Here is a 24,974-nt window from a genome sequence, read left to right as displayed (position 1 = left end):
GGTAGTCGAAGCGCGCCAGTAGCGTGTCCGCGTATCGGGAACCCATCTGCGTGTAGGCGATCTTGTTCGTCTCAGCCGATCCTGTACGCCACAGTGACAGCAAGCGTTGCCGCAGTCAGCGCGAGGAAGGCGGCAGCCTTGCCGAGCTGAAAGTCGCCGACCCGCACGTGCGCGATGATCGCCCCGATGAAGTACAGCACCAGCCCTGTGGCTGCTGACACGCCGAGTGCGGGTACGGCAAGCCCGGCTACCAGCCCGAGCGCTCCGGCGCCAAGCAAGGTTCCCATCGGGAGCATCCAGGTCTGTGGCACCTGGACCTGCTTTGCCGCAGCGACGGGGATGGGATGGCGTACGAAGTTCATCCAAGCCCCGACTGCGGCACTGGTCGCGGTGATGGAGGTCAAGGTGACGTAGAGGGCGAACATGGGCACCTTCCTCAGGCAAACGACCTTGCTCACCCAGTGTCGGTGTGCCCGTCGTTGCCCGGCCAATACCTGCATCCATAACCTGATGGCATGGATGTGGATACGCGGCTGCTGCGCTATTTCGCCGCTGTAGCCGAGGAGGGGAATCTCACCCGCGCAGCCGAACGGCTGTACGTGTCGCAGCCGGCGCTCACCAAGCAGATCAGGCAGCTGGAGACCTTGCTGGGGGTACGCCTGTTCACCCGCTCACGCGCCGGGATGTCTCTCACCGAAGCCGGACGTTGCCTGGCTCTCAGGGCTCCGGCCCTGCTCGCCGACTGGAACCGCGCGGTAACCGAAACCAAGGCTGCGGCCGCGCGGGAGAACCGCGTACTGCGCGTCGGGTTCCTCGCCAGTGCCGCCAACGAAGCCACCCAGGAGATCATCGCAGCGTTCGGCGAGCACAGGCCGGGCTGGCGGGTCGATATGCGGCAGAGCGCTTGGTCGGACCCCACGGCGGGGCTGGCCGCCGGCAACGTGGACGTCGCCCTGCTGCGGCTGCCCTTCCCCGGGCAGGAATCCTGGCGTGTAGAGGTGCTGCTCACCGAGCCTCGCTGCGTCGTCCTGCCGAGCATGCACCGGCTTGCCGACCGAGACGAGATCCCCTTCCGCGAGTTGTGGGACGAGCCGTTCGTTGCCGCCCCACAAGCGACCGGCGGGTGGCGTGACTACTGGCTGGCCACTGACGAGCGGCAGGGCAACCCGCCTCGCATCGGCGCCGTCACCAACCACCCGGACGACTGGCTCAACGCGATCGCCAACGGTTACGGCGTCGCCCTGGCCCCCGGGTCCACCGCCCGCTTCTACCAGCGTCCCGGCGTGGTCTTCGTGCCGGTCGTGGGCGTCAGTCCCAGCCAGGTCGGCGTCGCCTGGAACCCAGCCGATGACAACAACCCGGCCATCCAGGACTTCGTCCAGAGCTGTCTGCATTTCAAGCAGCCGTGACGCCCATACGGCGCGCGGTGATGTGGCGAGAGCCTCGGGCCAGGGTGAGCAGCGGAACATTAGGTGGAATGGATCGCGGCACGTTCCCGCAGCTCGGGATGGGCATCCTGGGCCGGTCGCGGTGGATTCCGGGTGCATGACGATGGACCTCGGGGGAGTGCCCGGGGTCCATCTGTCGAGTGCCGTCATGCGGCGAGCGCATCCCTTGAGCTACAACTGACGCAGCATCTGCATGGCGTCCTTCTCGATGCGTGAAAGATCGTGGAGGATGACGCCGGCCTGATCGAGGTATCCCGCGTCGCCGCTCTCTCCAGCCTTCGCGATCAAGGTGGAAACGTCGGTCCACAGGGCGGCGGCCTCGGCGTACAGCCGGTGACCGGCGCGGAGGTTGCCGTCGTCGATCAGCCGGGCGCACTCGTCGAGGAAGTCGCGATAGAGGGCGCGGAACAGGGCGCCGCCGGTGCCGCCTTTCTCCATGAGGAGGGCGGCCTGCGGCAGGTCCTGCTGCGGCTCGCCGGCGCGTAGCAGCCATCTGGGCACCTGCTTGCCGGCCTTCTCGATGCCGCGGTGGCCCAGGTTCGCGATGGGAGCGGTGAGGAAGGCGTCGGCGCAGTCTTTGATGGCGGGGATGATCTGGTCCTGCCAGGAAAGCGGGTGAGCCGGCAGAGTGACGGTGAAGGATCGGTTCCTGGCGGTCATCGGGCCGCGTTCGGCCCGCGCCATGGCGAGGCTGGCCCGGCTGGTGCGTACCGCGCCTCCCTGCTGGTCGGTGTCCACCAGGTAGACGTCGTGCTCGTCGTAGCCGTACATGGCGACGACATGACCGCCGAAGTGCACCTTGGAGCAGAAATAGTCCAGGTGGTAGCAGTCGAGCTGGAGGCCGACCGGCCGACCGGCGTCGATGGGGGCGGCCACGTTCTCCCACGCCTTGCGCGGTGAGGTGGTCTCCTCGGCCATCAACGTCAGCCCCAGCCTGGCGGCCAGGTTCCTGGTGAGGTCGAACGGCTTGACGCGGCCTCCGAGAAAGGGGAGCGCCATGCCCTTGCTGTCCCAGTAGACGAAGGACAGGCCGGAGCCCAGCCCGAACAGCATGGGCTCGGACAGATCAAGTCCCTCATGCCGCAACAGCACCCCCAGCGCCGTCGTCTCGCAGTGGTGCATGCCGCGAGTCTCGATGTCCTTCACGATGGTCATGCGTCGCTCTCCTCATGCTGACGCGGCGAACGGTCACACCGTCCCCGCGGGACCGCTGGGAGTAGCATGAGGCCTCCCACGGGGGGAGAGTCCAGCCGCACGACGGGGCGCCTGGGCCCAAGTGCACGAGCTCGACGCTCGCGGCTCGTGCCACCGACGAGGGAAATCAGAGAGAGCGGGGCTGAAGGGGTCGTTGGGCCGGGCCCTGGATGACCGAGCCGTCGACGGCGAAGCGGGAGCCGTGGCAGGGGCACTCCCACGTCCTTTCGGCGTCGTTGAACGCCACGATGCAGCCCAGATGCGTGCAGGTGGCCGATACCGCATGCGGTGTTCCGGCCTGGTCGCGGTAGACCGCGCACCGTTCGCCCCGCACCCGCACCACCGCGCCGGCACCGGCGGCGATGTCGTCGACGGAGTCGGCGTGCGAGCGCAACCTGTCGCCGACGAAATGCCCTGCGACCTTGGCCTGGGCCTTGAGCATCGGGGCCGCCTCGCGCAGCGGATGCAGGCGCCGCGGATCGTACAGACCGGCCCACGGCGCCGGTTCGCCGGTGATGAGGGCGGCCAGCAGCAGCCCCGACATGACGCCGTTGCTCATGCCCCAGCCGCCGAAGCCGGTCGCCACGTAGGCGTGCTCGGCGGCGGAGTGCAGCCGCCCCACATAGGGGATCTGGTCGGTGGTGCGATTGTCCTGTGCGGCCCACCGGTAGGCGATCTCCTTCACCCCGAACCGCTCCCGCGCCCAGGCGGTCAGCCGGCCGTACCGGTCGCCGACCCCGCCTGCGCCCGGAGTGAACGACTCGCCGGTGACGATGAGCAGCCGCCGGCCGTCGGTGTACGGGGCGGTGCGCACCGAGCGGGTGTTGTCGGCCTGGGTGATGTACATGCCGCCCGGGTCCTGGTCGGCGGGGATGGGAGCGGCGACCACGAGCTCGCGGTGCGGCACGAGACGGGCGAACAGCAGCGCCCGGTCGAACACCGGGAAGTGGGTGGTCACGACGACGTCGGCCGCGGTGACGGCGAGGCCGTGCTCGGTGGTCAGGCGGCACGGGCGGCCCTCGTCCAGGTCCAGCACCCTGGTGCGTTCGTAGATGGCGCCCCCACCCTCGACGATGGCCTCGGCCAGGCCGAGCAGGTAGCGGCGCGGGTGGAACTGCGCCTGCCGCTCCAGCCGTACCGCGCCTGCGACAGGGAAGGGCAGGCCCGTGCCGGTGACGAACGACGCGGGCAGTCCCGCGGCCGCGGCCGCCTCGGCCTCGTCCTGGATCCGCTGGACCTGCTCAGCCGATTCGACGTAGGTGTAGGCGGGCAGCTGTTCCAGCTCGCAGTCGATCGCCAGCTCGTCCGCTGTCCGCGCGACGTGCTCGATCGCCTGCTGTTGCGAGGTGGCGTACAGCCGCGCGGCCTCGGCGCCCTGCGCCGAGCGGATGCCCGCATAGACGAGCGTGTGCAGGGCGGACAACTTCGCCGTCGTGTACCCCGTGACCCCGGCGGCGATCCGGCCCGCCTCCAGCACCGCCACCGACCGTCCGGCCCGCACCAGCTCCCACGCCGTCGACAGTCCCGCGATCCCGCCGCCCACCACCGCCACGTCGACCTGGAGGTCATCGGCCAACGTCGGATAGGACGTCGGCTCGGTGGAATCCATCCAGTACGACTCGGCCAGCCCCGGAGTGTCCCCCGCAATGTCCATGGCCACCGTGCTGCCCCTCGCGATTTCGCCTACACCCGTGGCTTGCCCTGCAACCCGCATGAAAGGGACTTATAACTACATTCCACTAGACAACTCAGCATGGAGATACTGAAGAAGGCTGTCAGCGCCACCATCATCGTGGCGTCCTCTTTCGCCGCCCCATTGCTGCTGTCGGCTCAGCCCGCCAACGCCGGAACCAGCTCGGTGACGGGCGCTGTCGTCGGCCAGGGCGTCCATCATGGCGACGGTGACTCCCGCGACAGGAGAAGCCGGTCGGTCAAGGTCAATCCCGAGGATCACGGGAATCCGGCGGATGGCAGTGGTGTCCCGAACGAGAACGGGCCGCCGGACAAGGTGAACCCCGAGGACCACGGCAATCCCGCGGACACCAGTGGTATCCCGAACACCAACTAGGTCCCGGCCGAGGGGGTACGGCTGAAGTCGTACGACCTGCTGAGGAAAGGCGTGGCTCATGTGCCGATGGCTCGTTTACTCGGGGACGCCCGTGCTGCTGTGCGACGTGCTGTACCGGCCGGAGCCGTCGCTGATCGACCAGAGCCTGCGCTCCCGGATGGGCGTGGAGACGACGAACGGCGACGGCTTCGGCATCGGCTGGTACACCGGTGACATCGCCACCCCGGCGATCTTCCGGGACACCGGCCCCGCGTGGAACAACCGGAACCTGCGGGAGATCGCCTACCATGTCCGCTCGCCGTTGTTCTTCGCCCACATCCGCTCGTCGACCGGCACGGCCGTACAGCAGACCAACTGCCACCCGTTCCGCCACGGCCGCTGGATGTGGATGCACAACGGCGTGATCGCGGGCTTCGACCGGCTCCGGCGGGAGCTGTGCATGGCCGTCGACCCCTCGCTGTTCTCCCGCATCGAGGGCACGACGGACTCGGAGGTGATGTTCTACCTGGCGCTGACGTTCGGGCTGGACGACGATCCGCCGGGGGCCGTGGCCCGCATGGCCGGCCTGGTCGAACGGCTCGGCGACGACCACGGGATCGAGTTCCCGCTGCAGATGACGGTCGCGACGTCGAACGGCGAGCGGGTGTGGGTTTTCCGCTACTCCAGCCGGCGCCAGTCACGCACGCTGTTCTACAGCTCCAGCGTGGAGTCCCTGCGCGCGTTGCACCCCGATGTCGCGTGGCTGCGGGGGCTGTCCGGCGATACCCGCCTGGTCGTGTCCGAGCCGCTCGGCGACCTGCAGGGAGTCTGGAACGAGTTGCCCGAGAGCAGCTACGCCGTCATCCCGCCCGACGGCGAGCTGCTGTGCGGGTTCAATGCCGCGCAGCTGCCCTAGCCGCCGTCATTTCCGGCGCGATCCGGTACGGCTGCGCCCGAGAAAGAACGCGGCGAGCACGACCACGGCCAGCCCGACGGCGATCCAGCCGACACCCATAGCCGCGACCCATCCCGCCACCGTTCGCTGTACGGCTCTGGCGGCGCCGACGATCGGATCGCCGGTCGAGGCGCCCGCGAAGACGCGCAGCTCGTACCAGCCGTAGTAGGCGACGTACAGCCCGGCGAGCAGGAGCAGGCCGCCGCCGATCCGTGACACGTACGGCAGGACGCGCCGCAGACCACCCACGACCGCGCTCCTGGCCAGCGCGACGGCCAGCGACAGAAGGGCGACGACCAGCCCCATGCCGAGCGCGTAGGCCACGAAGATCGTCAGCCCGCCGAGCATCCCGCCGCTGACCAGGGCGGCGGAGACGACAGCGAGGAACGGGCCGACCGTGCACGACAGCGAGGCCACCGCGTAGGACAGCCCGTAGCCATACAGCGATCCCACCGACATCGCCGGGCGGCCGGTGGCGAGCTTCGGCGTGCGCGGCGACAGCTCCCTGCCGCTCAGCAGCCACAGCCCGAGGGCGGCGAGGACGAGGCCGATCACGATCGTCAGCCAGGGCAGGTACTTCCCGACGGATATGGCCAGCGGGGTGAGGACCAGCCCGGACAGGCCGAAGACGGTGAGGAACCCGCCCGTCATCGCGGCCGAGAGCTTGAGCGCCCGCGGCACCGGGCCGTGGTGGGCGTCCGCGTCGTCGGCGAGGAGCATGGCCATATAGGCCGGGAGCAGCGCGAAGCCGCACGGGTTGACCGCGGCCAGGGCGCCCGCGGTGAGAGCCAGCGCGAGCGGCAGGTCGGCGCTCACCACCTAGCCGGCCAGCAGCTTCTTGACATAACCGGTCAGCTCTTCGGTGGTGAGCGGCCCCAACGTGCGTGTGGTCCGGCCGGCTGGCGTCATGAACACGAAGGTGGACTGCTCGCTGACGTCCAGCTTGGTCCACACCACGCCCTTGTCGTCGGAGAGCTGCACGATGGTGTCGGTGTGAGTGCGCTGGACGAACTCCTTCATCGCCGCCTCGGTGTCCATGCCCGCGACGCCGACGAAGGCGACGTCACCGAACGTCGCTGAGGCCGCCATGACCGCCGGCGCCTCGTCGTAGCAATCCACGCACCACGGCGCCCAGAACCAGAAGACCACGTGCTTTCCCGCCAGGCTCTCGCCGTTGAAATCCTTGCCGTCCAGCGTCCTGGCGGTGAACCTCAGCGCGTCGGGAACGGTCGCCGCGGCGGCGGAGGCCGTTGGCCCGGCGCCGAGCGCGCCGGGTGATCCGTCCCCCTGCGCTCCGCAGGCGGCCGTCAGCAACGCGGCGGTCATGAGGACCGCCGCCGTCCGGGTCCTCACCACCACTTCAGCGTAACAGCGCAGCTCAGTCGCGGGTGTGGGCCCGGTAGAGCTCCAGCTCGCCGTCCAGCGTCACCTCCAGCACGGTGCAGAGCGGATCGAGGTGCTCGTCGGACAGGTGGATGTACTCCCATCCGGGGACCTCGCCCAGCCCGCCGAACCGCTCGTGGCGCAGGGCCGTACCGCCGAGGGTGCGCACGCCGGTGACCCGGTTGCGCACACCGCGCAGGACCACGAACTCGTTGGGCCGGTCGAACACGAACAGGTACAGCGTGGTGCGGTCCGCCGAGAGGGTGGTGGCGCCGTTGAAGTGGCCCGGCGGCAGGCCGCGGGTCGTCGCGTAGATCGCCTCGGCATGGGGGCGGATCCAGGCGCCGAGGCCGCGTAGCCGCTCGGCCTGCTCCGGCGGGATCGTGCCGTCCTCACGGGGGCCGACGTCGAGCAGGAGGTTGCCGCCGCCGCCGATCGTCTCGGCGAACACGCGGACGAGCTGGCGCACCGACTTGTGGTTGTCGTCCTGAGGCTGCCAGCCCCACGAGTCGTTGATCGTCAGGCACAGCTCCCACGGGCCGGGCGGCAGCTCGATCGGCACGCCCTGCTCGGGGGTGGCGTAGTCTCCGTGACCCTGCATGCGGCCGTTGACGATCACGGAAGGCTGGCGGGCCAGCAGCTCCGCGCGCAGCTCGGCCATCCGCCAGGTCTCGGCGTCGCGTTCCCAGTCGCCGTCGAACCAGAGCAGGTCGGGGGCGTAGCGGGTCTGCAGTTCGGCGAGCTGGCGGCGGTGGAAGGCCAGGAACCGCTCCCAGCGCGCGGGGTCCTGCTGTCCCTCGGGAGGGTGGGCGAAGCGGTTGTCGCCGGTGCCGATACTGGCGTAGTCGGGATGCGTCCAGTCCAGGTGCGAGAAGTACACCCCGGCCTTCAGCCCCTTGGCGCGGACGGCCCGCACGTACTCCCCGAGCAGGTCGCGCTCGCGCGCCACCGTCAGCCCCTCGGTCGGCCACAGCGCCACCCCGTCGTGGTGCTTGGCGGTCAGCACGGCGTACCGCGCGCCCGCCTCGGCGAACAGCTCGGCCCACTGGACGGGGTCGTAGCGGGCGGCGGTGAAGCCGTCGAGCTGCTTCAGGTAGTCGTCGTGGCTGATCTGCCCGTTGAAGAACGACCACGACTCGGCGATGCCGTTGACGGCGTAGATGCCCCAGTGGACGAAGATGCCCAGCTTGGCGTCGGGGAACCAGGGTTGCATCGTCATGAGACCTCCTCGATGCCGCGTGCGGCCAGATGGCCGGCGTCGTCGGCGCGGTCGGCGAGCACGATCGCCGGGCGGCGGCCCGCGGCGGCCTGCCGCATCCATGCCTCGAAGAAGGCGCCGCCGGGCGCCGAGTTCGACCTGGTGCCGTCGAAGACCAGCGCGGACGTACGCCGGGAGGGGACGTGCTCCTCCGCCGCGATCTTCGCATAGGCGGTCGCGAGCGGCTTGTCCGAACCGTCGTTGGCCAGCAGGCCGAGCGTGTACTCCAGCGGAGGGAAGTCCAGCAGTCGCCGGTCGACGTCGTGGGAGCACCACCACGTGACCCCCCAGACGCCCTCGCAGGTCAGCACGTTGCGCAGGGTCCGCGTGGCGAACTCGGCCGCGTGCTCGCCCGGAATGTGCGGTTCGGGCGCGCCGACCTCCTGCACCCACACCTGCCGGCCGGGGTCGTCGGCGTAGGCCTTGGCCAGTTCCACCACGTACTCGGCCAGGTGCGTGGTCTGCGGCGCGAGCGGGCCGTACCGTCCCGCGCAGTCGCCGGAGAACACCCACGGGTGAACGGTGGTCATCGCGCCCTTGGTGACGGAGGCGCGCGGCGTGAACGGGTGGTCGTCGGAGTACCAGGTCGCGTCGTAGACCGAGTGGACGTGCGGGTGCGCGGGGTCGGCCGCGTAGCAGGCGGCGAGCATCCGGTCGAGCCAGGCGTCCACCTCGTCGGACGTCACGGGGTTGTGCGCGACGAGGTTGTTCAGCTCGTTGCCGAGCGTGAGCCCCAGCAGGTTCGGCCGGTCGGCCATGGCGGCCGCGACCGTGCGCACCAGGTCGGCCTGCGCGGCCACCACGTCGGGATCGGTGAAGACGTTGCGCCGGTGCCACGTCTGCAGCCAGGTCGGGTAGAAGTCGAAGCTGGACAGATGCCCCTGGAGCACGTCCACCTGCACGTCGAGACCCGCCGATGCCGCCACGTCGACCACTCGTCCGACGTCCTCGACGGCCGAGCGCCTGATCAGCCCGCGATGCGGCTGCAGCAACGGCCACAACGGAAAGATCCGTACGTGGTCGAGGCCCAGCGCGGCGATCTGGTGGAAATCAGCTCTCACCGCCTCCAGGTCCAGATCGAGCCAGTGGTGGAACCATCCCCGAGATGGCGTGTAGTTCACGCCGAAGCGCATGTGCCTAACCTCCCGTTGCTTTCCGTACGGCGAGCGCGGTGACGCGAGAGGCCGCCAGGTCGTTCACTCGTCGTCCTTCGCGTAGAGCCAGCAGGTGGTCCAGTGGCCCTCGCCGTGCTCGCTGCGCGGCGGGACCTTGTCGCGGCAGACGTCCATGGCGGCGGGGCAGCGCGGGTGGAAACGGCAGCCCGTGGGCGGGTCGATGAGGCTGGGCGGCTCACCAAGCTCCTCGTCAGGGCCGCTGCCGTTCGCGACCCTGTCAGGGTCGGGGGCGGAGGCCAGGAGCAGCCGCGTGTAGGGGTGCCTGGCGCCCTCGGTGATCGAGTCGGCAGGGCCGCCCTCCACCATCTGGCCGGCGTACATGACGTGGATCTCGTCGGAGAAGTAGCGGGCTCCGGCGATGTCGTGCGTGATGTAGAGGATCGCCAGCCCCTGCTCGTCGCGCAGCCTGGCCAGGAGGTTCAGGATGTCCAGCCGGATCGAGACGTCGAGCATGGAGACCGGCTCGTCGCCGAGCAGGACGCGCGGCCGTACGGCCAGCGCGCGGGCGATCACGACGCGCTGGCGCTGCCCGCCCGACAGCTCGTGCGGGAACTTCTCCAGGAACTCCTCCGGCAGGTTGACCCTGCGCAGCAGCTCGGCGGTCTGCTCCCTGACCTCGGCCCGGCCCCGCGCGTGACCGTGGATGCGCAGGACCCTGCCGAGGATGTAGCCGACCCTGTGGACCGGGTTGAGCGAGGCGAAGGGGTCCTGGTAGACGAGCTGCACCTGGCGGCGGTAGGAGTGTCCTTCGCCGCCGCTCAGCCGGATCTCGCCCTGGGTGGGCGGGTAGTAGCGCGCGAGGATCCGCGCGAGCGTGGTCTTGCCGCTGCCGCTCTCGCCGACCAGGGCGACCGTCCTGCCCGGATACAGGCGTACGGTGGCGTCCTCGACGGCGCGCACCGCCCTGCCGCGACCGACGGGGAAGTGCTTGCTCACGCCGACCGCTTCGAGAACCGGTTCCGTCATGGGTGTGCTCCGGTGTGGAGGAGGCAGGCGACCTGGCGGCCACCGAGATCGGTCAGGGCGGGCAGGCTGCGCGCGCAGGCGTCCATCCTGGACGGGCAGCGCGCGGCGAACGCGCAGCCGTCCGGCAGGTTCCGCAGGTCAGGGGGCGAGCCGGGGATGCCGTGCAGCTCCCGCCTGGGGCCGTGCAGAGGCGGGAAGGAATCGCGCAGGCCCAGCGTGTAGGGGTGTTGGGGGGAGTCGTAGATCTCGCGGGCGGAGGCCAGCTCCACGATGCGCCCGCCGTACATGATGGCGATCCTGTCGGCGATCTCGATCAGCAGGCTCAGGTCGTGGGTGACGAAGACGATCGCGAAGCCGAGCTCCTCGCGCAGGCGCATGATCTGGCGCATGATCTGGCGCTGCATGACGACGTCGACGGCGGTGGTCGGCTCGTCCATGACGACCAGGTCGGGCTCGCAGGCCAGGGCCAGCGCGATCGTGGCGCGCTGCCGCATCCCGCCCGACAACTCGTGCGGGTAGGCGCGCAGCCGGTCGGCGGGGATGCCGACCAGCCCGAGCAGCCGGGCGGCCTTGTCCCACGCCTCGGCACGGCCGCCGCCCCTGTGGGTGCGGATCACGTCGACGAACTGACTGCCCAGCCGGTGCACGGGGTTGAGCGCGTTCATCGCGCTCTGGAAGACGATGGCCAGGCGCTCCCAGCGCATCGTTCTCAGCTGCTTGTCGCCGAGCGTCAGCAGGTCGACCTCGCCGAAGCGGATCGAGCCCGCCGTCACCCTGGCGGGTGGCCTGGTCAGCCGCAGCAGCGCGGTGATGAGCGTGGACTTGCCGCAGCCGCTCTCGCCCGCGACGCCGAGGATCTCGCCCCTGTCGAGCGTGAACGACACGTCGTTGACGGCATGGACGTCGTCGCCGTACCGCACATGAAGCCCGGTGACCTCGAGGAGCCTGGTCATGCTTTCACCCTCAGCCGCGGATTGGTCAGCTCGTCGATGCCGAAGTTGATCAGCCCGGCCGCCGTGCCCAGCAGGGCGATACACGCTCCGGGCGGCACGAACCACCACCAGGCCCCCTGCAGCAGCGCCTGCTCCTTCTGGCTCCAGTAGAGCATCGAACCCCAGCTCGTGACGTCGATGTTGCCCAGGCCGATGAACGAGAGCCCGGCGTCGGCGAAGATCGACGCGATGACCGCCCCCAGGTAGCCGGCGGAGATCAGCGGCAGCAGGTTCGGGATCAGCTCGAAGGCGATGATCCGCCACTTGCTCTCGCCCGCCGTCTCGGCGGCCATCACGAAGTCGCGGTGGCGCAGCGAGAGGGTCTGCGCCCGCTTCTGCCTGGCGCCCCACGGCCACGCCGTCAGCCCGATGATCAGGGCGACGAGCAGCCAGCCTCCCCGGCCCTGGATGTAGCCGGCCACGATGATGAGCAACGGCAGGCCCGGCAGGACGAGGAAGACGTTGGTGATCGCGGTCAGGATCGCGTCCACCTTGCCGCCGAGATAGGCGCCCGTCACGCCCACCAGCACCGACAGCACCACGGCGATGGTCCCGGCGACCACCCCCACCATGAGCGAGTTGCGCGCGCCGACCACAAGCTGCGCCAGCACGTCCTCCCCGCTCATCGTGGTGCCGAGCGGGTGCTCGACCGACGGAGGCAGCAGGGGGTTGGCCGTGTCGATCTCCGTGGCCGACAGTCCGAGGGCGTCGGTGACGATCGGCCCGACGGCCGCCAGCAGGACGAAGAAGACGAGGACGGCCACGCCGACGCGTACCTTGCGATTGGTCATCGCACCTCCCGCGCGCGGGGGTCGAGCAGGCCGTAGACCGAGTCGGCGACGAAGTTCGCGGCGAGCACGGACAGCGAGATCACCAGGAAGAGGGCCTGCATCAGGGGGTAGTCGAGCATGCTCACCGCCTTGTACATCAGGTGGCCCACTCCCGGGTAGGCGAAGACGATCTCGGCGAGCAGCGATCCGCCGACCACGGCGCCGATCGCGGTGGCGAACCCGGCGACGCTCGGCAGGATGGCGTTGCGCGCCGCGTAGGAGAACATCACCCGCCGTGGGGAGAGCCCTTTCGCGGTCGCCAGCAGCACGTAGTCCTCGGACGCCGTGGTGATCATCATGTTGCGCATGCCGAACAGCCAGCCGCTGAACGACACGATCAGGATGGTGGCGGCGGGCAGGATGGCGTACTCGACGGCGCTGGCGACGAACTCGGGCGTGAAGCCGATCGGGATGTCGGGATCCCAGCCGCCGCCGTTCGGCAGCCACTGCAGTTCCGACCCGAAGACCAGCACCGCCAGCAGCGCCACCCAGAAGAACGGCAGCGAGCCGAGAAACGTGGAGATCGGGGTGAGCAGCGAGTCGAGCCGCGAGCCTGGCCGTGCTCCCGCCACGATGCCGAGCGCGGTGCCGATCACGAAGGCCAGCACCGTGGTGAGGCCGACCAGGATCACCGTCCACCAGATGGCGCCGCCCACGATCTCCGAGACGGGCGAGGGATAGAAGGAGGTGGAGACCCCGAAGTCGAGCCGAGCCAGGTCGGCAAGGTAGTCGCCGTACTGCTCCCATAGTGGGAGCTGCGACCCGCCGAACATCTGCCGGATCGAGGCCGCCTGCTCGGGGGTGAGTGGCATGCGCGCGGACATCTGCGAGATCAGGGCTTCCGCCGGGTCGCCTGGCATCAGCCGGGGGAGCAGGAAGTTGAGCGTGATCGCTATCCACGCGGTGACGGCGTAGAAGGCGACCCGGCGGACCAGAAATCTCGACATATGTCTAGTTGGCGGCGGGCTTGAGGGACAGCAGCGTGTAGATGTTGTCCGGCGGGCCCGACCACGGCGCGGAGATCGTGTACGGGTTGCTCGCGTCAGGCCAGCCAGTCCAGTCCTTGGTGCTGTACTCCGTGGAGGCGCCGATGTTGGCCAGCGGGATCAACGGCGACTGCTCGACCATGAACTTCTCCAGCTCGTGGACGTAGCCCTTGATCTCCTCGGTGTCACCGGTGGAGGCCATCTTCTCGAGCAGCCCGTCCACGTTCTTGTCGGAGATCCTGCCCCAGTTGTACTCGGTGCCGATCTTCTTGCTGGACAGGATCGAGTTGTAGAAGCTGTAGGGCGTCTGACCGTTGTAGACGGCACCACCCGTGGCCGCCTCGAAGTCGCCCTGCTGCCGCATCGTCGTGGTCTGGGCGCCCGGCAGCAGGCGGACGTTGACCTTGATGCCGAGCTTGCCGAGCTGCTGTGCGATGATCTTGTCTCGCTGGACCGCGTCGGTCCACTCGGCGTTCTCGATGAGGTCGAAGGAGATGTCCTCCGGCTTGACGCCGGCCTTGGCCAGCTCCGCCTTCGCCGCTTCCAGGTCGGCGCCCTTGTGGACCGCGTTCGCGTACTGCGGGGCGATCCAGTCGGCCATCGTCTCCTGGTCGAGGCCGGTGAGATTGATCGGGTGGAAGAGCCCAGGGTTGCCGGCGTCGGCGATCTGCTGGCGGTCCAGCGCGAGCGAGATGGCCTTGCGCACGTGAACGTTGTCGAAGGGCTTCTTCTCGGTGTTGAGCCAGAGGAAGAGCGAGCCGTAGGTGGGGTACCAGGCGTGGTTGTGCTCGGGGTCCTTGCCCACGTAGCTCTTCATCACGTTGGGGACGGAGCCGCCGCTCCAGGCGACCTCCCCGGACAGCAGCCTGGACAGCACGCCCGTGCCACCGATGATCGGCATCTTCAGCGTCTTGACCGGCACCTCCTGCTTCCAGTAGTCCTCGCGCGCCTCGAACGTGAGCTGCTGCGGGGAGAACTGGGCGAGCTTGTACGGCCCCGTGCCGACCGGATCCGGGTTGGTGAACTCGTTGGGATCCTTGCCCTGGAAGGTCTTCTCCTGGACCGGGCGGATGCGTCCGATCTGGTCGACGAGCGTGAAGGAGGGCTGGGCGAAGGTGATCTCGACGGTCTTGTCGTCGGGAGCGTCGACGGACTCCCACTGGAAGCCGGCGTTCGTGGTGTTCTTGTGCTCCTTGGCGTACGTCATCGTGAAGACCACGTCCTTGCTGGTCAGCTTGGAGCCGTCACTCCAGGTCGCCCGCGGGTCGAGGTGAATGGTGATCTTCTTGCCGTCGTCGGACCACTCGTACTTCGTGGCCAGCCACGGCACGAACGCGCCGCCCTTGAGGATGTTGAACGTGAACAGGTTCTCGTAGATGTACCCGTTCATGCCCTGCGTGGCCTGGATGTTGAACGGGTTGAAGTTCCGCGTGATGGTGGTGCCGGAGAACCCGACATCGATCACCATGGGCTTCTGCGCCCCTGCGGAGGTGGCGCCCGGGCGGGACTCGGTGGCGCCGGTCTTCCCGCCACTGCTACAGGCGGCCAGACTTCCGGCGAGGGAGAGGGCGAGCAGTGCGGTGAGTGCTCGGCGGTGGTGCATGGGGGGCTCCTCTCTGGAGTTGCCGTGACAATAATGACAAAATGCGTGCCAGATCAAGAGGCAAAACCGAAGGAGTCCGATGGAGTCCACCCCCCTCTACCGCGAGCTGAAGACTCGGCTGCGGGCGGAGATCGACGCTGGGGTCTACGGTCTCGACGGACGCCTGCCGACCGAGCACGAGCTCTGCGAGCGGTACGGGCTCAGCAGAACGCCCGTGACCCGCGCGCTCGCGGAGCTGGCCGAGGAGGGCGTGATCATCCGGCATCGCCGGCGCGGCACCTTCGTCAACCCGGCCTTCCGGCAGCAGGCGCCGGTCCTGCGCGTCCTCGGCGCCGACGAGCCCTGGGCGGACGCCATGCGCGAGGCGGCGGGCGAGGCGTTCAGGCTCGACGTCCATCGGCCGCCGCTGCATGAACTCCACGACACCTTCCTCGCCCGCATCGCCGAGGGCAGGGGGCCTGACCTGGCGGTCCTCGACTCGGTGTGGGTCGCCGAATTCGCCAGGAGCGGCTTCCTCACGCCGCTGAACGAGATCGACCCCGCATGGGTGGAGCACGAGCACGACGCCGACTTCCTGCCCTCCTTCGCCAAGGCGCACCGCCTCGGCGACGCGGTCATGGCCGTACAGGCTCCCTCCGACGTGGCGGGGCTGTGGTATCGGCGCGACGCGCTCGAACGGGCGGGCGTCGAAGCCCCGCGCACCTGGTCCGAGCTGCACGAGCTGGGCCGCCGCCTGGCCGCGGCCAACCCTCCCGGCCGCCACGTGCTGGCGATGCCGGGCGGGCTGCGCGCCGCCGAGACCACCACCTACGCGCTCGCCGCGCTCCTCGCATCCAACGGCGCGGCCGTCATGTCGGCCGGTTCCGTGGTGCTGGACAGCCCCGCGACCGTGGAGACCATGCGCTTCCTGCGCCGCCTGCTCGACGACGGCGTCATCCTGCCCGAGGTCACCGGCTACGACTCCGACCACGCGGTCCAGCTCCTCGCCGAAGGACAGGCCGACCTGTGCCTGGGCGCCAGCGACCTGGCCGGATGGGCGGGCGACTCCATCGACCACATCGGCGAGGAGTTCGGCTTCGCGCCCATGCCGCGCGGCCCGCACGGCCGCGCGGCCGTCCTGTGCGGCGGCATGGCCTACGCCATCCCGCGCCAGGCGCGCCACCCGCAGGCCGCCATGCGACTGCTGCGCGCCGCGCTCTCACCCCAGGAGCTCGTACGGCGGTGCATGGAGACCGGCCAGCTCCCGCCCAGGCTGTCGGCGCTGCGCGAGATAGCGGCCATCTCCCCCTTCCACGCCGAGACGGGCGAGCGGCTCGAACACGCCGTGCTCAGGCCGTCGAGCCCGGTCTACGCCCTGGTGTCCGCGCGGCTGCAGGCCATGACCGAGGACGTGCTGTCCAGGCGCCGCGAACCGGAGCAGGCGGTGGCGCGGGCGGCCGACATGATCAGCGCGATCACCGGCCTGCCTCTTGACACGGCCTGAGCGGCGAGGAGACATTTGCCATCGCGCAATGTCAAAAAAGCTCGGGGAGTGTGCATGCGGATCGACCGGATCGCCTCGACGGACCTCTTCGTGGGAACGGCCGCCAGGCCACTGCAGGTGATCAGGGTGACGGTGTCCGGGCCCTGCGCCGAGCCCGTCGCCGTGCGCGTGGAGGGCCCCGCCGTGACCACGCCCGAGCCTGTCGTGGTGCCCGCGCTCGCGGCCGGAGAGCGGCACGTGGCGGAGGTCGGCGTGGCACTCGCCGCGCCGGTCACCGAGGGCGCTCTGCGCCGCGTCACCGCCACCGTCACCGACTTCCACGGGGCACGCCTCGACGGGGAGATCCGCGCGGCCGTGCCGGGGTGGACGATGTGGATGGTCTCCCACTTCCACTACGACCCGGTGTGGTGGAACACCCAGGCCGGCTACACCCAGACCTGGTACGACGTGCCCGCCGCCGAAGAGAGCCGACCGAAGACCACCGTCTTCACCGCCTTCGACCTGGTCCGCGCCCACCTGGAGGCGGCCAGGCGCGACGAGGACTACAAGTTCGTGCTCGCCGAGGTCGACTACCTCAAGCCGCACTGGGACGCCTGCCCCGAAGACCGGGCCGACCTGCGCCGCTTCCTCGCGGAGGGCCGCGTGGAGATCGTCGGCGGCAACTACAACGAGCCGAACACCAACCTCACCCACCCCGAGACCACGATCCGCAACGCCCAGTACGGCATCGCCTACCAGCGCGACGTCGTCGGCGGCGACCCGCGCAGCGCCTGGATGCTCGACGTCTTCGGCCACGACCCCGCCTACCCCGGTCTGATGGCCGACGCGGGGCTCGACTCCAGCGCGTGGGCGCGCGGGCCGTTCCACATGTGGGGGCCGAACAAGCACGTCGGCGACAACAGCCTCATGCAGTTCCCCAGCGAGTTCGAGTGGATCTCGCCCGACGGGCGCGGCCTGCTCACCCACTACATGGCCAACCACTACAGCACCGGCTGGGCCATGGACCACCAGGCGACGACGCTTGAGCAGGCGCTCGAGGTGGCCTACGAGCAGTTCGCCGAGCTGAAGCCGGTCGCCGCGACCCGCAACGTGATGCTGCCCGTCGGCGGCGACCACGTGGTGCCCTCGCGATGGTGCACCGACATCCACCGCTCGTGGCCGTACGTCTGGCCCCGGTTCACCGTCGGCCTGCCCCGCGACTTCTTCGACGCCGTCCGCTCCGAGCTGGGCGAACGGCGGGCCAGCCCCCAGACCCGCGACATGAACCCGGTCTACACCGGCAAGGACGTCTCCTTCATCGACACCAAGCAGGCCCACCGCGCCGCCGAGATCGCCGTGCTCGACGCCGAACGCCTCGCCACGCTCGCCTCGCTCAAGGGCGCCCGCTACCCCGCCGAGGCCATGGACAAGGCCTGGCGGCAGCTGCTGTTCAACGCCCATCACGACGCCCTGACCGGCACCGAGTCCGACCAGGTCTACCTCGACCTGCTCGGCGGCTGGCGCGAGGCCTACGAACTGGGCGACGAGGTCCGCACCAGGGCCGCCCGCCACCTGTCGTCGCTGGCCGACACCACGGGACCGGGCCGGCCCCTCGTCGTGACGAACACCCTGTCCTGGCCCTGCTCAGGCCTGGCGACCGTCCGCGTGACCTTCCCGCGGGGCGAGTGGCGGGGCTGCGCCGTGGCATCCGCCGCTGCGGTGGCCGAGGGCGTCGTCAGGCACCCCGACGGGTCGCTGGCCGAGGCCACGCTCACCTTCCGCGCCGAGGACGTGCCCGCCCTCGGGTACCGGACCTTCCACCTGGTGCCCGCCGACGACGTGCCGACCTGGACTCCCGTGGACGGGGCCACCGTGCGCAACCAGGCCTTCGAGGTCACCGCCGAGGGGCCCGCGCTCACCTCCGTCGTGGACCTGCGGACGGGACGGCAACTGCTCCGCCCCGACGGCCTGGGCGGCGTGCCGTACCTGCAGGAGGAGTACGACAAGCACCCCGTATGGGGCGAGGGGCCCTGGCATCTGCTCCCCAAGGGACCGGGCCGGATTCCCACGCGAGGACGGGTCCGCGCCGAGACCAGCCCGCTCGGCAGCCGCCTCGTCATCGAGACCGAGCTCGACGACCTCACGCTCACCCAGGAGGTCCTGCTCCACGACGGCATGGACCGGGTCGACTTCCTGCTCCACGCCGACGGCTCCATCGGCAGGGACAGGCTCCTCAGGATCAGGTTCGACCTCGATCTGCCCGGCGCGCGGCCCGTCTACGAGACCGGCTACGCCGCCGTCGGCCGCTCCTTCGGCAGGCCCGCCGCCGACGCGGCCGAACAGCTGTGGACGCTCGACAACCCGGCGCTCACCTGGGCGGGGCTCAGCTCCGCCGTCCGCATCGACCTGGGCGAGGTGCAGCACGCGATCGGCGTGGCCGAGGTGGTCGCCCCCGCGGACGTCGACCCGCGCCCCCTGCTGGCCGCTCTCGCCGCGCAGGGCGTGACCGCGACCTCGACGCTGCCCGACGGCAACCGTTACGGCTGGCTCGACCTCGACTCCAACCTGCCCGACGTGCGCATCGTGATCGGCGGCCCCGACGTCAACGCCGTGGCCTCCGCGGTACTGGACGACGCCTCCGCGAGAACGCTGGCCGCCACCGGCCGCGTGTTCGTCCCGCCCGCGGGACAGGCGCCGGAGGACGACGTGCGTGGCGCGCGCGACCTGCCCACGCTCGTCGTCACGGACCTCGAAGGGCTCGTCCAGGACCTCGCCGACAGCGTGATCGAGGTCAGGCAGGACCTTCCCGGCACGCTCGACCCGCTGACGGGCCACTCCGTCGCGCTGCTCAACCGGGGGACGCCCGGCTTCGTCGCCGAGCGCGACGGCACCGCGTACCTGTCGTTGATGCGGGCCTGCAGCGCGTGGCCCAGCGGCGTCTGGCTGAACGGCGAGCGCAGGACCGCGCCAGACGGCTCGGACTTCGGCTGGCAGCACTGGAGCCACACCTTCGCCTACAGCCTGGTCGCGGGGCCGGGCGACTGGCGGGAAGCCGGGTTCGTGCGTGCCGGACAGGAGTACAACCACGAGCTCCTGGCCCACGAAGACTTCGCCCACCCCGGCGAGCTGCCCGCCGCGCTCAGCCTCGCCTCGGTGGACGACGCCGTGCTCACCGCGCTCAAGCCGGGTCCCGTCTTCCGGTTCTACGAACCGCACGGCCGGGCGAGCAGTGCCCGCGTGACCCTGCACGGCGGGATCGAGCAGGCAGCTCTGACCGGCGTCCTGGAGGAGGGCCGCGCCGTACCCGTCGCGGATGGGCGGGTGGACCTGCGCCCGGCGCAGGTGGTGACCCTCGCCGTCACACCGGCCTCGCGGCGTGACGGCGACGCGCCCCTCGGACCCTCCACCGAGGTGGCGCAGCCGGTGCACACCCGTTACTGGCTGCACGACAAGGGGCCCGCGCCCGTGGGTTACCTGCCCGTGGCCGTCCACATCTCCCCGCCTTCCGTACGGCCGGCGCCAGGCGAGAGCGTCTCCCCGTTCTCCGTACGGCCGGCGCCAGGCGAGAGCGCGAACCTGCGGATCACCGTGGCCTGCTCGACCGAGCCCGCCTCCGGCAGGGTGGAGCTGGACGTGCCGGCGGGTCTCAAGGTCGAGGCCCCGCCCCTCGACTACGACCTGGCGGCGGGGGAGCACGCCGAGTTCACGGTCACCGTCTCGGGGGAGCAGGGGATCCGCCATCTCGCCGCCCGGATCCGCGACGAACTCGGTCAGGCGCTCGAGGACACGGCCGAGGTCGTCGTCGGAGCCCTTCCCGCCTCGCCCCCGATCACCGCCACCCTCGAACCAGCGGAACTCCGGCTGCCGCCCGGCGGGTCGGCCGACCTCGTGCTGACCGTGACCAACCAGGTCCATGGTCAGGTACGCGGCGAAGCGCAACTGATCAGCCCATGGGGCACCTGGGAACTCGCGGGACCGTGGACGACCGGCTTCGAGGCCGAACCCGGAAGGGAGATCTCACTGCGCTACCCCGTGACGATCCCCGCCACCGCCCGTCCCGGCGCGCACTGGTGGGCACTGGTGAAGGTCGCCTGCTTCGGCCACCTCGCCTACACGGCCACCGTCCCGATCGTCGTCAGCTGACCGGCTCGTCGCCGCCGCTCAGGACGCCGGTGGCGCGGCGACCGAGGAGCGGACGATCAGCCGCGACTTGAGCGTGTGCATCTCGCCGCGCGGCTCGGCGCCGCCGATCGTGTCCAACAGCACCTGCGCCGCCTTCGCCCCCAGTTCGTGCACCGGCTGCTCGATCATCGTCAGCGGCGGCTCCATGACCGCCGCCCACGAGCTGTCGTCGAACCCGATCAACGCCACGTCCCGCGGGCAGGCCAGCCCTGCCGTTCGCAGCGCCCGCAGCGCCCCGGTCACCGCGTCCGTCTCGGTGCAGAAGACCGCGGTGATGCGGTCGGGAAGGGCGAGCATGCGGGTGACCTCCTCCGTCACCCGCTCCTCGGTCTTGCGTCCGACCATCACCAGCTCGGGATCGAAGGGGATGCGGGCGTCGTCGAGCGCGTCGAGGTAGCCGCGCAGCCGTTCGCCGTCGGTCCACAGGTTGCGCGACGCCTGCGCGAGCAGGGCGCGCCTGGTCGCGGGGGCTTCGGGCGCGGGCGGGCCCCACACGAACCCGATCCTGCGGTGGCCCGCCGCGATCAGCGTCTCGACCGCCTCCCTGGCCGCCTCGCGGTTGTCGATGACGACGGCGTCCAGGTCGAGCGCGGCGACCGCGCGGTCCACGAGGACGACGGGGATGCCGCGCTCGGCCGCCGCCCTGATGTGGGCGACCTCGCCCTTGCCGACGGCGGCGGAGGCGACGATGAAGCCGTCGACGCGCTTGTCGATGAGCACGTTCGTCGCCGCGACCTCCTCGTCGAGGTTCTCGTACGTGCTCAGCACGATCGTGTCGAAGCCCCTCGCCCGGGAGGTGTCGGAGATCCCGCGCACCACGCCGGCGAAGAACGGGTTGCCGATGTCGGCGACGATCACCCCGAGGGTGTGGCTGACGCCGGTCGACATGCTGCGCGCCAGCGCGTTGGCCCGGTAGCCGAGTTTCTCCGCGGCGGCCAGCACCCGCTCCCGCAACTCGGGGCTGACGTATCCGTACCCGCCGAGTGTCCTGGCGGCGGTGGCGCGGCCGACACCGGCCTCGGCGGCCACCTCGGAGATCGTCGGCGGTCCCGCCGCGCGGCCCCGGTCAGCTGGCATGGATGGCGTCCCTCATTTCTCGCGTTCGGAGCCTGCCCACATGCTAGCGACGGCCGGCCGGCCGCGGCCGAACGCGCCGTCGACGAAGCACTGCTCGTAGGCGCTGTCGGCGCCGTCGTGGAGGGCCCGCTCGATGAGGCTTGCCGATGGCCGCCGGCCGGCCGCCCACCCGCCGCGCAGCAGGGAGACGGCGAAGCCGGCCAGGAAGGCGTCGCCGCAGCCCATGGTGTCGACGACCCGGTCCTGCGCGACGGGGCGGGCGGGGGCCGCGACGGTCACGCGGCCGTCGTGGGCGATCGCTCCCTCCACGCCGCGGGTGGCCAGCGCCAGGCCCGCGCCCCGCCGTACGGCATCGGCGAGCAGCGCGCGCGTGGCGGCCTCGTCGAGGTGGGAGCACGAGAGCAGCACCAGGTCGGCGTGCGGGCAGACGCGGTCGAGGTAGGAGGGGCTGCGGTAGTCCTCCTCGCTGGACAGGTCGTAGCTCACGAGCGTGTCGAGCTTGGGCAGCTCGCTCTCGCTGCGCGAGTAGACGCTGGAGTGGACCAGGTCGAAGGACGAGGCGTAGTCGAGCAGTTCGCCGTCGAGCGCGAGCGGCTCGCGCACCGTGACGCCGCCGCCGTTCCAGCCGAGGAAGACCCGGTCGCCGTCGTCGACCCGCAGGGTGGACACCCCCGTCTCGCCCTCCCGTACGACGCAGCGGTCGACGGCGACGCCCTGCGCGGCGATCGACTCGCGGAGGAAGCCGCCGAGGTCGTCGTCGCCGAAGACCCCCAGGTAGGCGGCTTCGACGCCGAGGCGGTCGGCGTAGACGGCGACGTTCACGCTGTTGCCGCCCGGATAGTCGGTGCCGCGGTCGACGAACCGGTCGACGATGTTGTCGCCGAAGCCGAGAACTCTCATGAAGGCTCAGTAGTCCATGACGCGGTAGTAGCGGCGCAGGTCGAGCGAGTGGTCGCGGACCCGCTCCAGGTGCTTGCTGACCCTGCCCATCACGGTGTCGAGGACGAGCGGCGCGAGCAGGCCGCGGAACTCGGGGCTGATGCCGTCGAGCGGGTAGTCGCGGGTGTCGAAGACGGTGACGTCCTTCGAGATGCGCCTGGCGAAGGTCTCGACGCGGTCGGTGAGGGCGCGCGTCTCGTCTTCGCCCTGGAAGACGATCACGCTGGTGTCCTGTTCGAGCAGTTCGAGCGAGCCGTGGAAGAACTCGGCGCTGTGCACGCGCGTGGTGCGCAGCCACTGCATCTCCTCGAGGATGCACATCGAGTAGAGGTAGGTGAAGCCCCAGAGGTTCCCGCCGCCGACGAGGAAGTGGTAGTCGGTGTCCTGGTGCGCCTCGGCGAAGGCGGCGGCGGCGGGCTCGGCCTGCTTGGCCACCTGGAGCAGGATGCCGGGGATGCCCGCGAGCTCGTCGGCGAGCTTCTCGTAACCGTCGAACTCGCCCCTGCGTGACAGCAGGCGGCCCATGAACAGCAGCATCTGGGGGTCGAAGGGCCAGGTCTTCGGCTCGGAGATCAGCGCGACGTCGACCTTGGCGGCGACGGGCGAGTCGGGATAGCCGGTGAAGCCGATCGTGTAGGCACCCTTGGCCTTGCAGTACTCGATGGCGCGGACGCTGTCGTCGGTCGTGCCCGTCACCGAGGTGAACACCGCCGCGGTGCGCTCGCCGAGGCTCGCGTCGCCCGAGGCGACCAGTTCGGCCGCGATCACCGAGCGTACGGCCAGGCGGGAGGAACGCCTGGCCAGGTGCTCGTAGGGCCACATCTGCGCGTAGGTGCCGCCGGCGCCGACCAGGAGGAGGTGGTCGAACCCCTCCTCCACGAGGCGGTCGGCGACCTCCTCGATCTGGGGGCGCAGCGCGACCGCGCTGGCCAGCTGTGAGAGGAACTGGGGCTCGTCGAAGCCGAGCATGGTGGAGTCCTTTCTGGCGCGATCCGGTCTGATACCGGTATCACATGGCCATCAAGCTGGCATAGCAGAACCGGCTTCGTCAACCATGTATGCAAGGGAGATCTTTCCGTCTCCCCTCTGGTACCGGTATCAGATCCGCTGTACAGTCGGCCCTCACCACGGGGATCCGAGGCACTTCGAGAGAAAGGAAGCCCATGCGTCCTCGCCCATTGACGACGCTGGCCGTACTGGCCGGGTCGCTCGCCCTCACCGGCTGCTCAGGCGGTACGGCGCAGGCACCGGCAGCCGATGTGGCCGCGAAAGCGGAGTTCACTGGCACGCTCAGCGTCCTCACCAAGTTCGCGGGCGATCCGCTGAGCCCGTACTTCGAGAAACTCGCCGCCGCCTACGAAAAGCAGCACCCCGGTGTGAAGGTAGAGCTCATCCAGGAGACCGACCAGAGCATCAAGGACAAGACCAAGACCCTGACCGCCTCCGACGCGCTGCCCGACATCTACTTCACCTGGACCGGCAACTGGGCGGAGAACTTCGTGCGCGGCGGCAGGGCCGCCGACCTGACGAAGGTGATCGGGCCCGACACCGAGTGGGGCCGCACCTTCAGCCGGGCCTCGCTGTCGGCGTTCGCCTACGACGGCAAGTACTACGGCATCCCGCTCTACAACAACGGCAAGTTCATGGGCTACAACAAGGCCGCCTTCGCCAAGGCGGGCGTCACGGTGCCCACCACGTTCGAGGAGCTCATCGGCAGCTGCCAGGCGCTGCGCAAGGCCGGCTTCGAGCCGATCGCGTTCGGCAACAAGGACGGCTGGCCCGCGCTGCACTACCTGCAGCAACTGTTCGCCTACGACGTGCCCGACCAGGCCCGTGAAGCCGACGTCCGGCCCGCCACCGCCAAGCTCGACCACCCCGGCTACCTCGCCGCGCTCAAGCAGTTCAAGACCCTCGTCTCCGACTGCACCGACACCGGCAGCGGGACCAACGGCGTGCTGTACACCTCGGCGCAGGAGGCGTTCGCCAACGGCAAGGCCGCCATGTACTACCAGGAGATCCTGGAGTTCGACAGCACGACCGCCGGCCGGGGGCTCGCCGCCAAGGACTTCGGCATCTTCCCGCTCCCCGTCCCCTCGGGCGCCGCGGGCAACCCCGAGGTCATCGAGGGAGCGCCCGAAGGGTACCTGGTCAACGCCAGGTCGCCGCGCGCCGCGCTCGCCGTCGACTTCATGAAGTTCGTGACCGCGCCCGAGAACGCCAAGACCCTCTCCGCTCCGCCGTACGGCCAGCCCAGCACGGTCGTCGGCGCCGTCACGCCCGAGACGTCGAGCAAGGCCGTGTTCGAGGGCATCGAGCTGGTCAACGCCGCGCCGAAGCTGGCGAGCTGGCTCGACATGGTCACCGTTCCCGAGGTCGCCGACGCCTGGCTGGCCGGCGGCGAGGCCCTCATCAGCGGCGGTCAGTCTCCCGAGCAGGTGCTCGAGAGCGTGCGCCAGGCCTCCCGGTCGGCCCAGTAG

The 24,974-nt window shown here is 70.2% G+C and carries 21 protein-coding genes; 6 read left to right on the top strand and 15 right to left on the bottom strand.

Translation table 11 applies throughout. The features are described from left to right. Nucleotides 1-71: 71 nt before the first annotated feature. Nucleotides 72-425: a DoxX family protein gene (locus ACFXJ8_RS05245; RefSeq protein WP_379642530.1), complete on the bottom strand. Its 354-nt coding sequence runs from the start codon at nucleotides 423-425 to the stop codon at nucleotides 72-74. 90 nt (nucleotides 426-515) lie between these two features. On the opposite strand from ACFXJ8_RS05245, the gene ACFXJ8_RS05240 reads away from it, so the two are divergent. Continuing rightward, nucleotides 516-1,409: a LysR family transcriptional regulator gene (locus ACFXJ8_RS05240; protein ID WP_379642529.1), complete on the top strand. Its 894-nt coding sequence runs from the start codon at nucleotides 516-518 to the stop codon at nucleotides 1,407-1,409. A gap of 210 nt (nucleotides 1,410-1,619) precedes the next feature. Here the strand turns inward: ACFXJ8_RS05240 and ACFXJ8_RS05235 are convergent, their stop codons facing one another. Both ACFXJ8_RS05235 and ACFXJ8_RS05230 read right to left on the bottom strand, forming a co-directional pair. Continuing rightward, nucleotides 1,620-2,603 (bottom strand): BtrH N-terminal domain-containing protein, encoded by a 984-nt coding sequence (locus ACFXJ8_RS05235; RefSeq protein ID WP_379642528.1) that lies wholly within the window; start codon nucleotides 2,601-2,603, stop codon nucleotides 1,620-1,622. Between the two features lie 166 nt (nucleotides 2,604-2,769). After that, the gene (locus ACFXJ8_RS05230) at nucleotides 2,770-4,296 is read right to left on the bottom strand and encodes an FAD-dependent oxidoreductase (protein WP_379642527.1); all 1,527 of its coding nucleotides are present in this window, start codon (nucleotides 4,294-4,296) and stop codon (nucleotides 2,770-2,772) included. 99 nt (nucleotides 4,297-4,395) lie between these two features. On the opposite strand from ACFXJ8_RS05230, the gene ACFXJ8_RS05225 reads away from it, so the two are divergent. Together ACFXJ8_RS05225 and ACFXJ8_RS05220 are read left to right on the top strand one after the other, a co-directional pair. Next, nucleotides 4,396-4,710, top strand: a complete 315-nt coding sequence (locus ACFXJ8_RS05225; RefSeq protein WP_379642526.1) for a hypothetical protein — start codon at nucleotides 4,396-4,398, stop codon at nucleotides 4,708-4,710. A 58-nt stretch (nucleotides 4,711-4,768) separates the two neighbouring features. After that, nucleotides 4,769-5,605, top strand: a complete 837-nt coding sequence (locus ACFXJ8_RS05220; RefSeq protein WP_379642525.1) for a class II glutamine amidotransferase — start codon at nucleotides 4,769-4,771, stop codon at nucleotides 5,603-5,605. Nucleotides 5,606-5,611: 6 nt separating this feature from the next. Here the strand turns inward: ACFXJ8_RS05220 and ACFXJ8_RS05215 are convergent, their stop codons facing one another. The 9 genes from ACFXJ8_RS05215 to ACFXJ8_RS05175 form a co-directional block, all read right to left on the bottom strand. Further along, a complete protein-coding gene (locus tag ACFXJ8_RS05215) occupies nucleotides 5,612-6,460 on the bottom strand; it encodes a cytochrome c biogenesis CcdA family protein (protein WP_379642524.1) in 849 nt (282 codons plus the stop codon). A gap of 3 nt (nucleotides 6,461-6,463) precedes the next feature. Continuing rightward, the gene (locus tag ACFXJ8_RS05210) at nucleotides 6,464-7,000 is read right to left on the bottom strand and encodes a TlpA family protein disulfide reductase (protein ID WP_379642523.1); all 537 of its coding nucleotides are present in this window, start codon (nucleotides 6,998-7,000) and stop codon (nucleotides 6,464-6,466) included. Between the two features lie 22 nt (nucleotides 7,001-7,022). Beyond that, nucleotides 7,023-8,246 (bottom strand): alpha-L-fucosidase, encoded by a 1,224-nt coding sequence (locus ACFXJ8_RS05205; RefSeq protein ID WP_379642522.1) that lies wholly within the window; start codon nucleotides 8,244-8,246, stop codon nucleotides 7,023-7,025. Continuing rightward, nucleotides 8,243-9,418, bottom strand: a complete 1,176-nt coding sequence (locus ACFXJ8_RS05200; RefSeq protein WP_379642521.1) for a cellulase family glycosylhydrolase — start codon at nucleotides 9,416-9,418, stop codon at nucleotides 8,243-8,245. The genes ACFXJ8_RS05205 and ACFXJ8_RS05200 overlap by 4 nt, the downstream gene beginning before the upstream one ends. Nucleotides 9,419-9,481: 63 nt before the next feature. Then, nucleotides 9,482-10,426 (bottom strand): ABC transporter ATP-binding protein, encoded by a 945-nt coding sequence (locus ACFXJ8_RS05195; RefSeq protein WP_379642520.1) that lies wholly within the window; start codon nucleotides 10,424-10,426, stop codon nucleotides 9,482-9,484. Then, complete coding sequence (locus tag ACFXJ8_RS05190) at nucleotides 10,423-11,379, bottom strand: ABC transporter ATP-binding protein (RefSeq protein WP_379642519.1); 957 nt, start codon at nucleotides 11,377-11,379, stop codon at nucleotides 10,423-10,425. The genes ACFXJ8_RS05195 and ACFXJ8_RS05190 overlap by 4 nt, the downstream gene beginning before the upstream one ends. Continuing rightward, the gene (locus tag ACFXJ8_RS05185) at nucleotides 11,376-12,209 is read right to left on the bottom strand and encodes an ABC transporter permease (protein ID WP_379642518.1); all 834 of its coding nucleotides are present in this window, start codon (nucleotides 12,207-12,209) and stop codon (nucleotides 11,376-11,378) included. Before ACFXJ8_RS05185 ends, ACFXJ8_RS05190 begins: the two co-directional genes overlap by 4 nt. Continuing rightward, entirely contained in the window at nucleotides 12,206-13,195 is a 990-nt protein-coding gene (locus tag ACFXJ8_RS05180; protein WP_379642517.1) for an ABC transporter permease, read from the bottom strand. Before ACFXJ8_RS05180 ends, ACFXJ8_RS05185 begins: the two co-directional genes overlap by 4 nt. Before the next feature lie 4 nt (nucleotides 13,196-13,199). Continuing rightward, a complete protein-coding gene (locus tag ACFXJ8_RS05175; RefSeq protein WP_379642516.1) occupies nucleotides 13,200-14,837 on the bottom strand; it encodes an ABC transporter substrate-binding protein in 1,638 nt (545 codons plus the stop codon). A 79-nt stretch (nucleotides 14,838-14,916) separates the two neighbouring features. Between ACFXJ8_RS05175 and ACFXJ8_RS05170 the strand changes: the two genes are divergently transcribed. Together ACFXJ8_RS05170 and ACFXJ8_RS05165 are read left to right on the top strand one after the other, a co-directional pair. Next, entirely contained in the window at nucleotides 14,917-16,320 is a 1,404-nt protein-coding gene (locus ACFXJ8_RS05170) for an extracellular solute-binding protein (protein WP_379642515.1), read from the top strand. 54 nt (nucleotides 16,321-16,374) lie between these two features. Then, nucleotides 16,375-20,442 carry a glycoside hydrolase gene (locus ACFXJ8_RS05165; RefSeq protein ID WP_379642514.1) on the top strand — a complete coding sequence of 1,356 codons (4,068 nt, stop codon included), beginning with the start codon at nucleotides 16,375-16,377 and terminating at the stop codon, nucleotides 20,440-20,442. An 18-nt stretch (nucleotides 20,443-20,460) separates the two neighbouring features. Here the strand turns inward: ACFXJ8_RS05165 and ACFXJ8_RS05160 are convergent, their stop codons facing one another. Genes ACFXJ8_RS05160 through ACFXJ8_RS05150 form a run of 3 tightly spaced genes read right to left on the bottom strand, consistent with a single transcriptional unit; the run spans nucleotide 20,461 to nucleotide 23,466 of the window. After that, nucleotides 20,461-21,558 carry a LacI family DNA-binding transcriptional regulator gene (locus tag ACFXJ8_RS05160; RefSeq protein WP_379642513.1) on the bottom strand — a complete coding sequence of 366 codons (1,098 nt, stop codon included), beginning with the start codon at nucleotides 21,556-21,558 and terminating at the stop codon, nucleotides 20,461-20,463. A 12-nt stretch (nucleotides 21,559-21,570) separates the two neighbouring features. Next, nucleotides 21,571-22,458, bottom strand: coding sequence for a PfkB family carbohydrate kinase (locus tag ACFXJ8_RS05155; RefSeq protein WP_379642512.1), 888 nt, complete (start codon nucleotides 22,456-22,458; stop codon nucleotides 21,571-21,573). Nucleotides 22,459-22,464: 6 nt separating this feature from the next. Further along, nucleotides 22,465-23,466: an SIS domain-containing protein gene (locus ACFXJ8_RS05150; RefSeq protein WP_379642511.1), complete on the bottom strand. Its 1,002-nt coding sequence runs from the start codon at nucleotides 23,464-23,466 to the stop codon at nucleotides 22,465-22,467. Nucleotides 23,467-23,660: 194 nt separating this feature from the next. Between ACFXJ8_RS05150 and ACFXJ8_RS05145 the strand changes: the two genes are divergently transcribed. After that, a complete protein-coding gene (locus ACFXJ8_RS05145; protein WP_379642510.1) occupies nucleotides 23,661-24,974 on the top strand; it encodes an ABC transporter substrate-binding protein in 1,314 nt (437 codons plus the stop codon).

Origin of the sequence: Nonomuraea sp. NPDC059194 (genome assembly GCF_042754765.1) — a bacterium.
Taxonomy (GTDB): Bacteria; Actinomycetota; Actinomycetes; order Streptosporangiales; family Streptosporangiaceae; genus Nonomuraea.
Note: the sequence above shows the minus strand (reverse complement) of the source record. Positions and strands in the feature narration are given on the sequence as shown.

Coding starts and splice junctions, on each gene's coding strand:
- ACFXJ8_RS05245 (WP_379642530.1), bottom strand. CDS start 425: ATGTTCGCCCTCTACGTCACCTTGACCTCCATCACCGCGACCAGTGCC.
- ACFXJ8_RS05180 (WP_379642517.1), bottom strand. CDS start 13,195: ATGTCGAGATTTCTGGTCCGCCGGGTCGCCTTCTACGCCGTCACCGCG.
- ACFXJ8_RS05170 (WP_379642515.1), top strand. CDS start 14,917: ATGGAGTCCACCCCCCTCTACCGCGAGCTGAAGACTCGGCTGCGGGCG.
- ACFXJ8_RS05175 (WP_379642516.1), bottom strand. CDS start 14,837: ATGCACCACCGCCGAGCACTCACCGCACTGCTCGCCCTCTCCCTCGCC.
- ACFXJ8_RS05195 (WP_379642520.1), bottom strand. CDS start 10,426: ATGACGGAACCGGTTCTCGAAGCGGTCGGCGTGAGCAAGCACTTCCCC.
- ACFXJ8_RS05185 (WP_379642518.1), bottom strand. CDS start 12,209: ATGACCAATCGCAAGGTACGCGTCGGCGTGGCCGTCCTCGTCTTCTTC.
- ACFXJ8_RS05190 (WP_379642519.1), bottom strand. CDS start 11,379: ATGACCAGGCTCCTCGAGGTCACCGGGCTTCATGTGCGGTACGGCGAC.
- ACFXJ8_RS05205 (WP_379642522.1), bottom strand. CDS start 8,246: ATGACGATGCAACCCTGGTTCCCCGACGCCAAGCTGGGCATCTTCGTC.
- ACFXJ8_RS05235 (WP_379642528.1), bottom strand. CDS start 2,603: ATGACCATCGTGAAGGACATCGAGACTCGCGGCATGCACCACTGCGAG.
- ACFXJ8_RS05200 (WP_379642521.1), bottom strand. CDS start 9,418: ATGCGCTTCGGCGTGAACTACACGCCATCTCGGGGATGGTTCCACCAC.
- ACFXJ8_RS05220 (WP_379642525.1), top strand. CDS start 4,769: ATGTGCCGATGGCTCGTTTACTCGGGGACGCCCGTGCTGCTGTGCGAC.
- ACFXJ8_RS05240 (WP_379642529.1), top strand. CDS start 516: ATGGATGTGGATACGCGGCTGCTGCGCTATTTCGCCGCTGTAGCCGAG.
- ACFXJ8_RS05145 (WP_379642510.1), top strand. CDS start 23,661: ATGCGTCCTCGCCCATTGACGACGCTGGCCGTACTGGCCGGGTCGCTC.
- ACFXJ8_RS05155 (WP_379642512.1), bottom strand. CDS start 22,458: ATGAGAGTTCTCGGCTTCGGCGACAACATCGTCGACCGGTTCGTCGAC.
- ACFXJ8_RS05165 (WP_379642514.1), top strand. CDS start 16,375: ATGCGGATCGACCGGATCGCCTCGACGGACCTCTTCGTGGGAACGGCC.
- ACFXJ8_RS05150 (WP_379642511.1), bottom strand. CDS start 23,466: ATGCTCGGCTTCGACGAGCCCCAGTTCCTCTCACAGCTGGCCAGCGCG.
- ACFXJ8_RS05230 (WP_379642527.1), bottom strand. CDS start 4,296: ATGGACATTGCGGGGGACACTCCGGGGCTGGCCGAGTCGTACTGGATG.
- ACFXJ8_RS05225 (WP_379642526.1), top strand. CDS start 4,396: ATGGAGATACTGAAGAAGGCTGTCAGCGCCACCATCATCGTGGCGTCC.
- ACFXJ8_RS05160 (WP_379642513.1), bottom strand. CDS start 21,558: ATGCCAGCTGACCGGGGCCGCGCGGCGGGACCGCCGACGATCTCCGAG.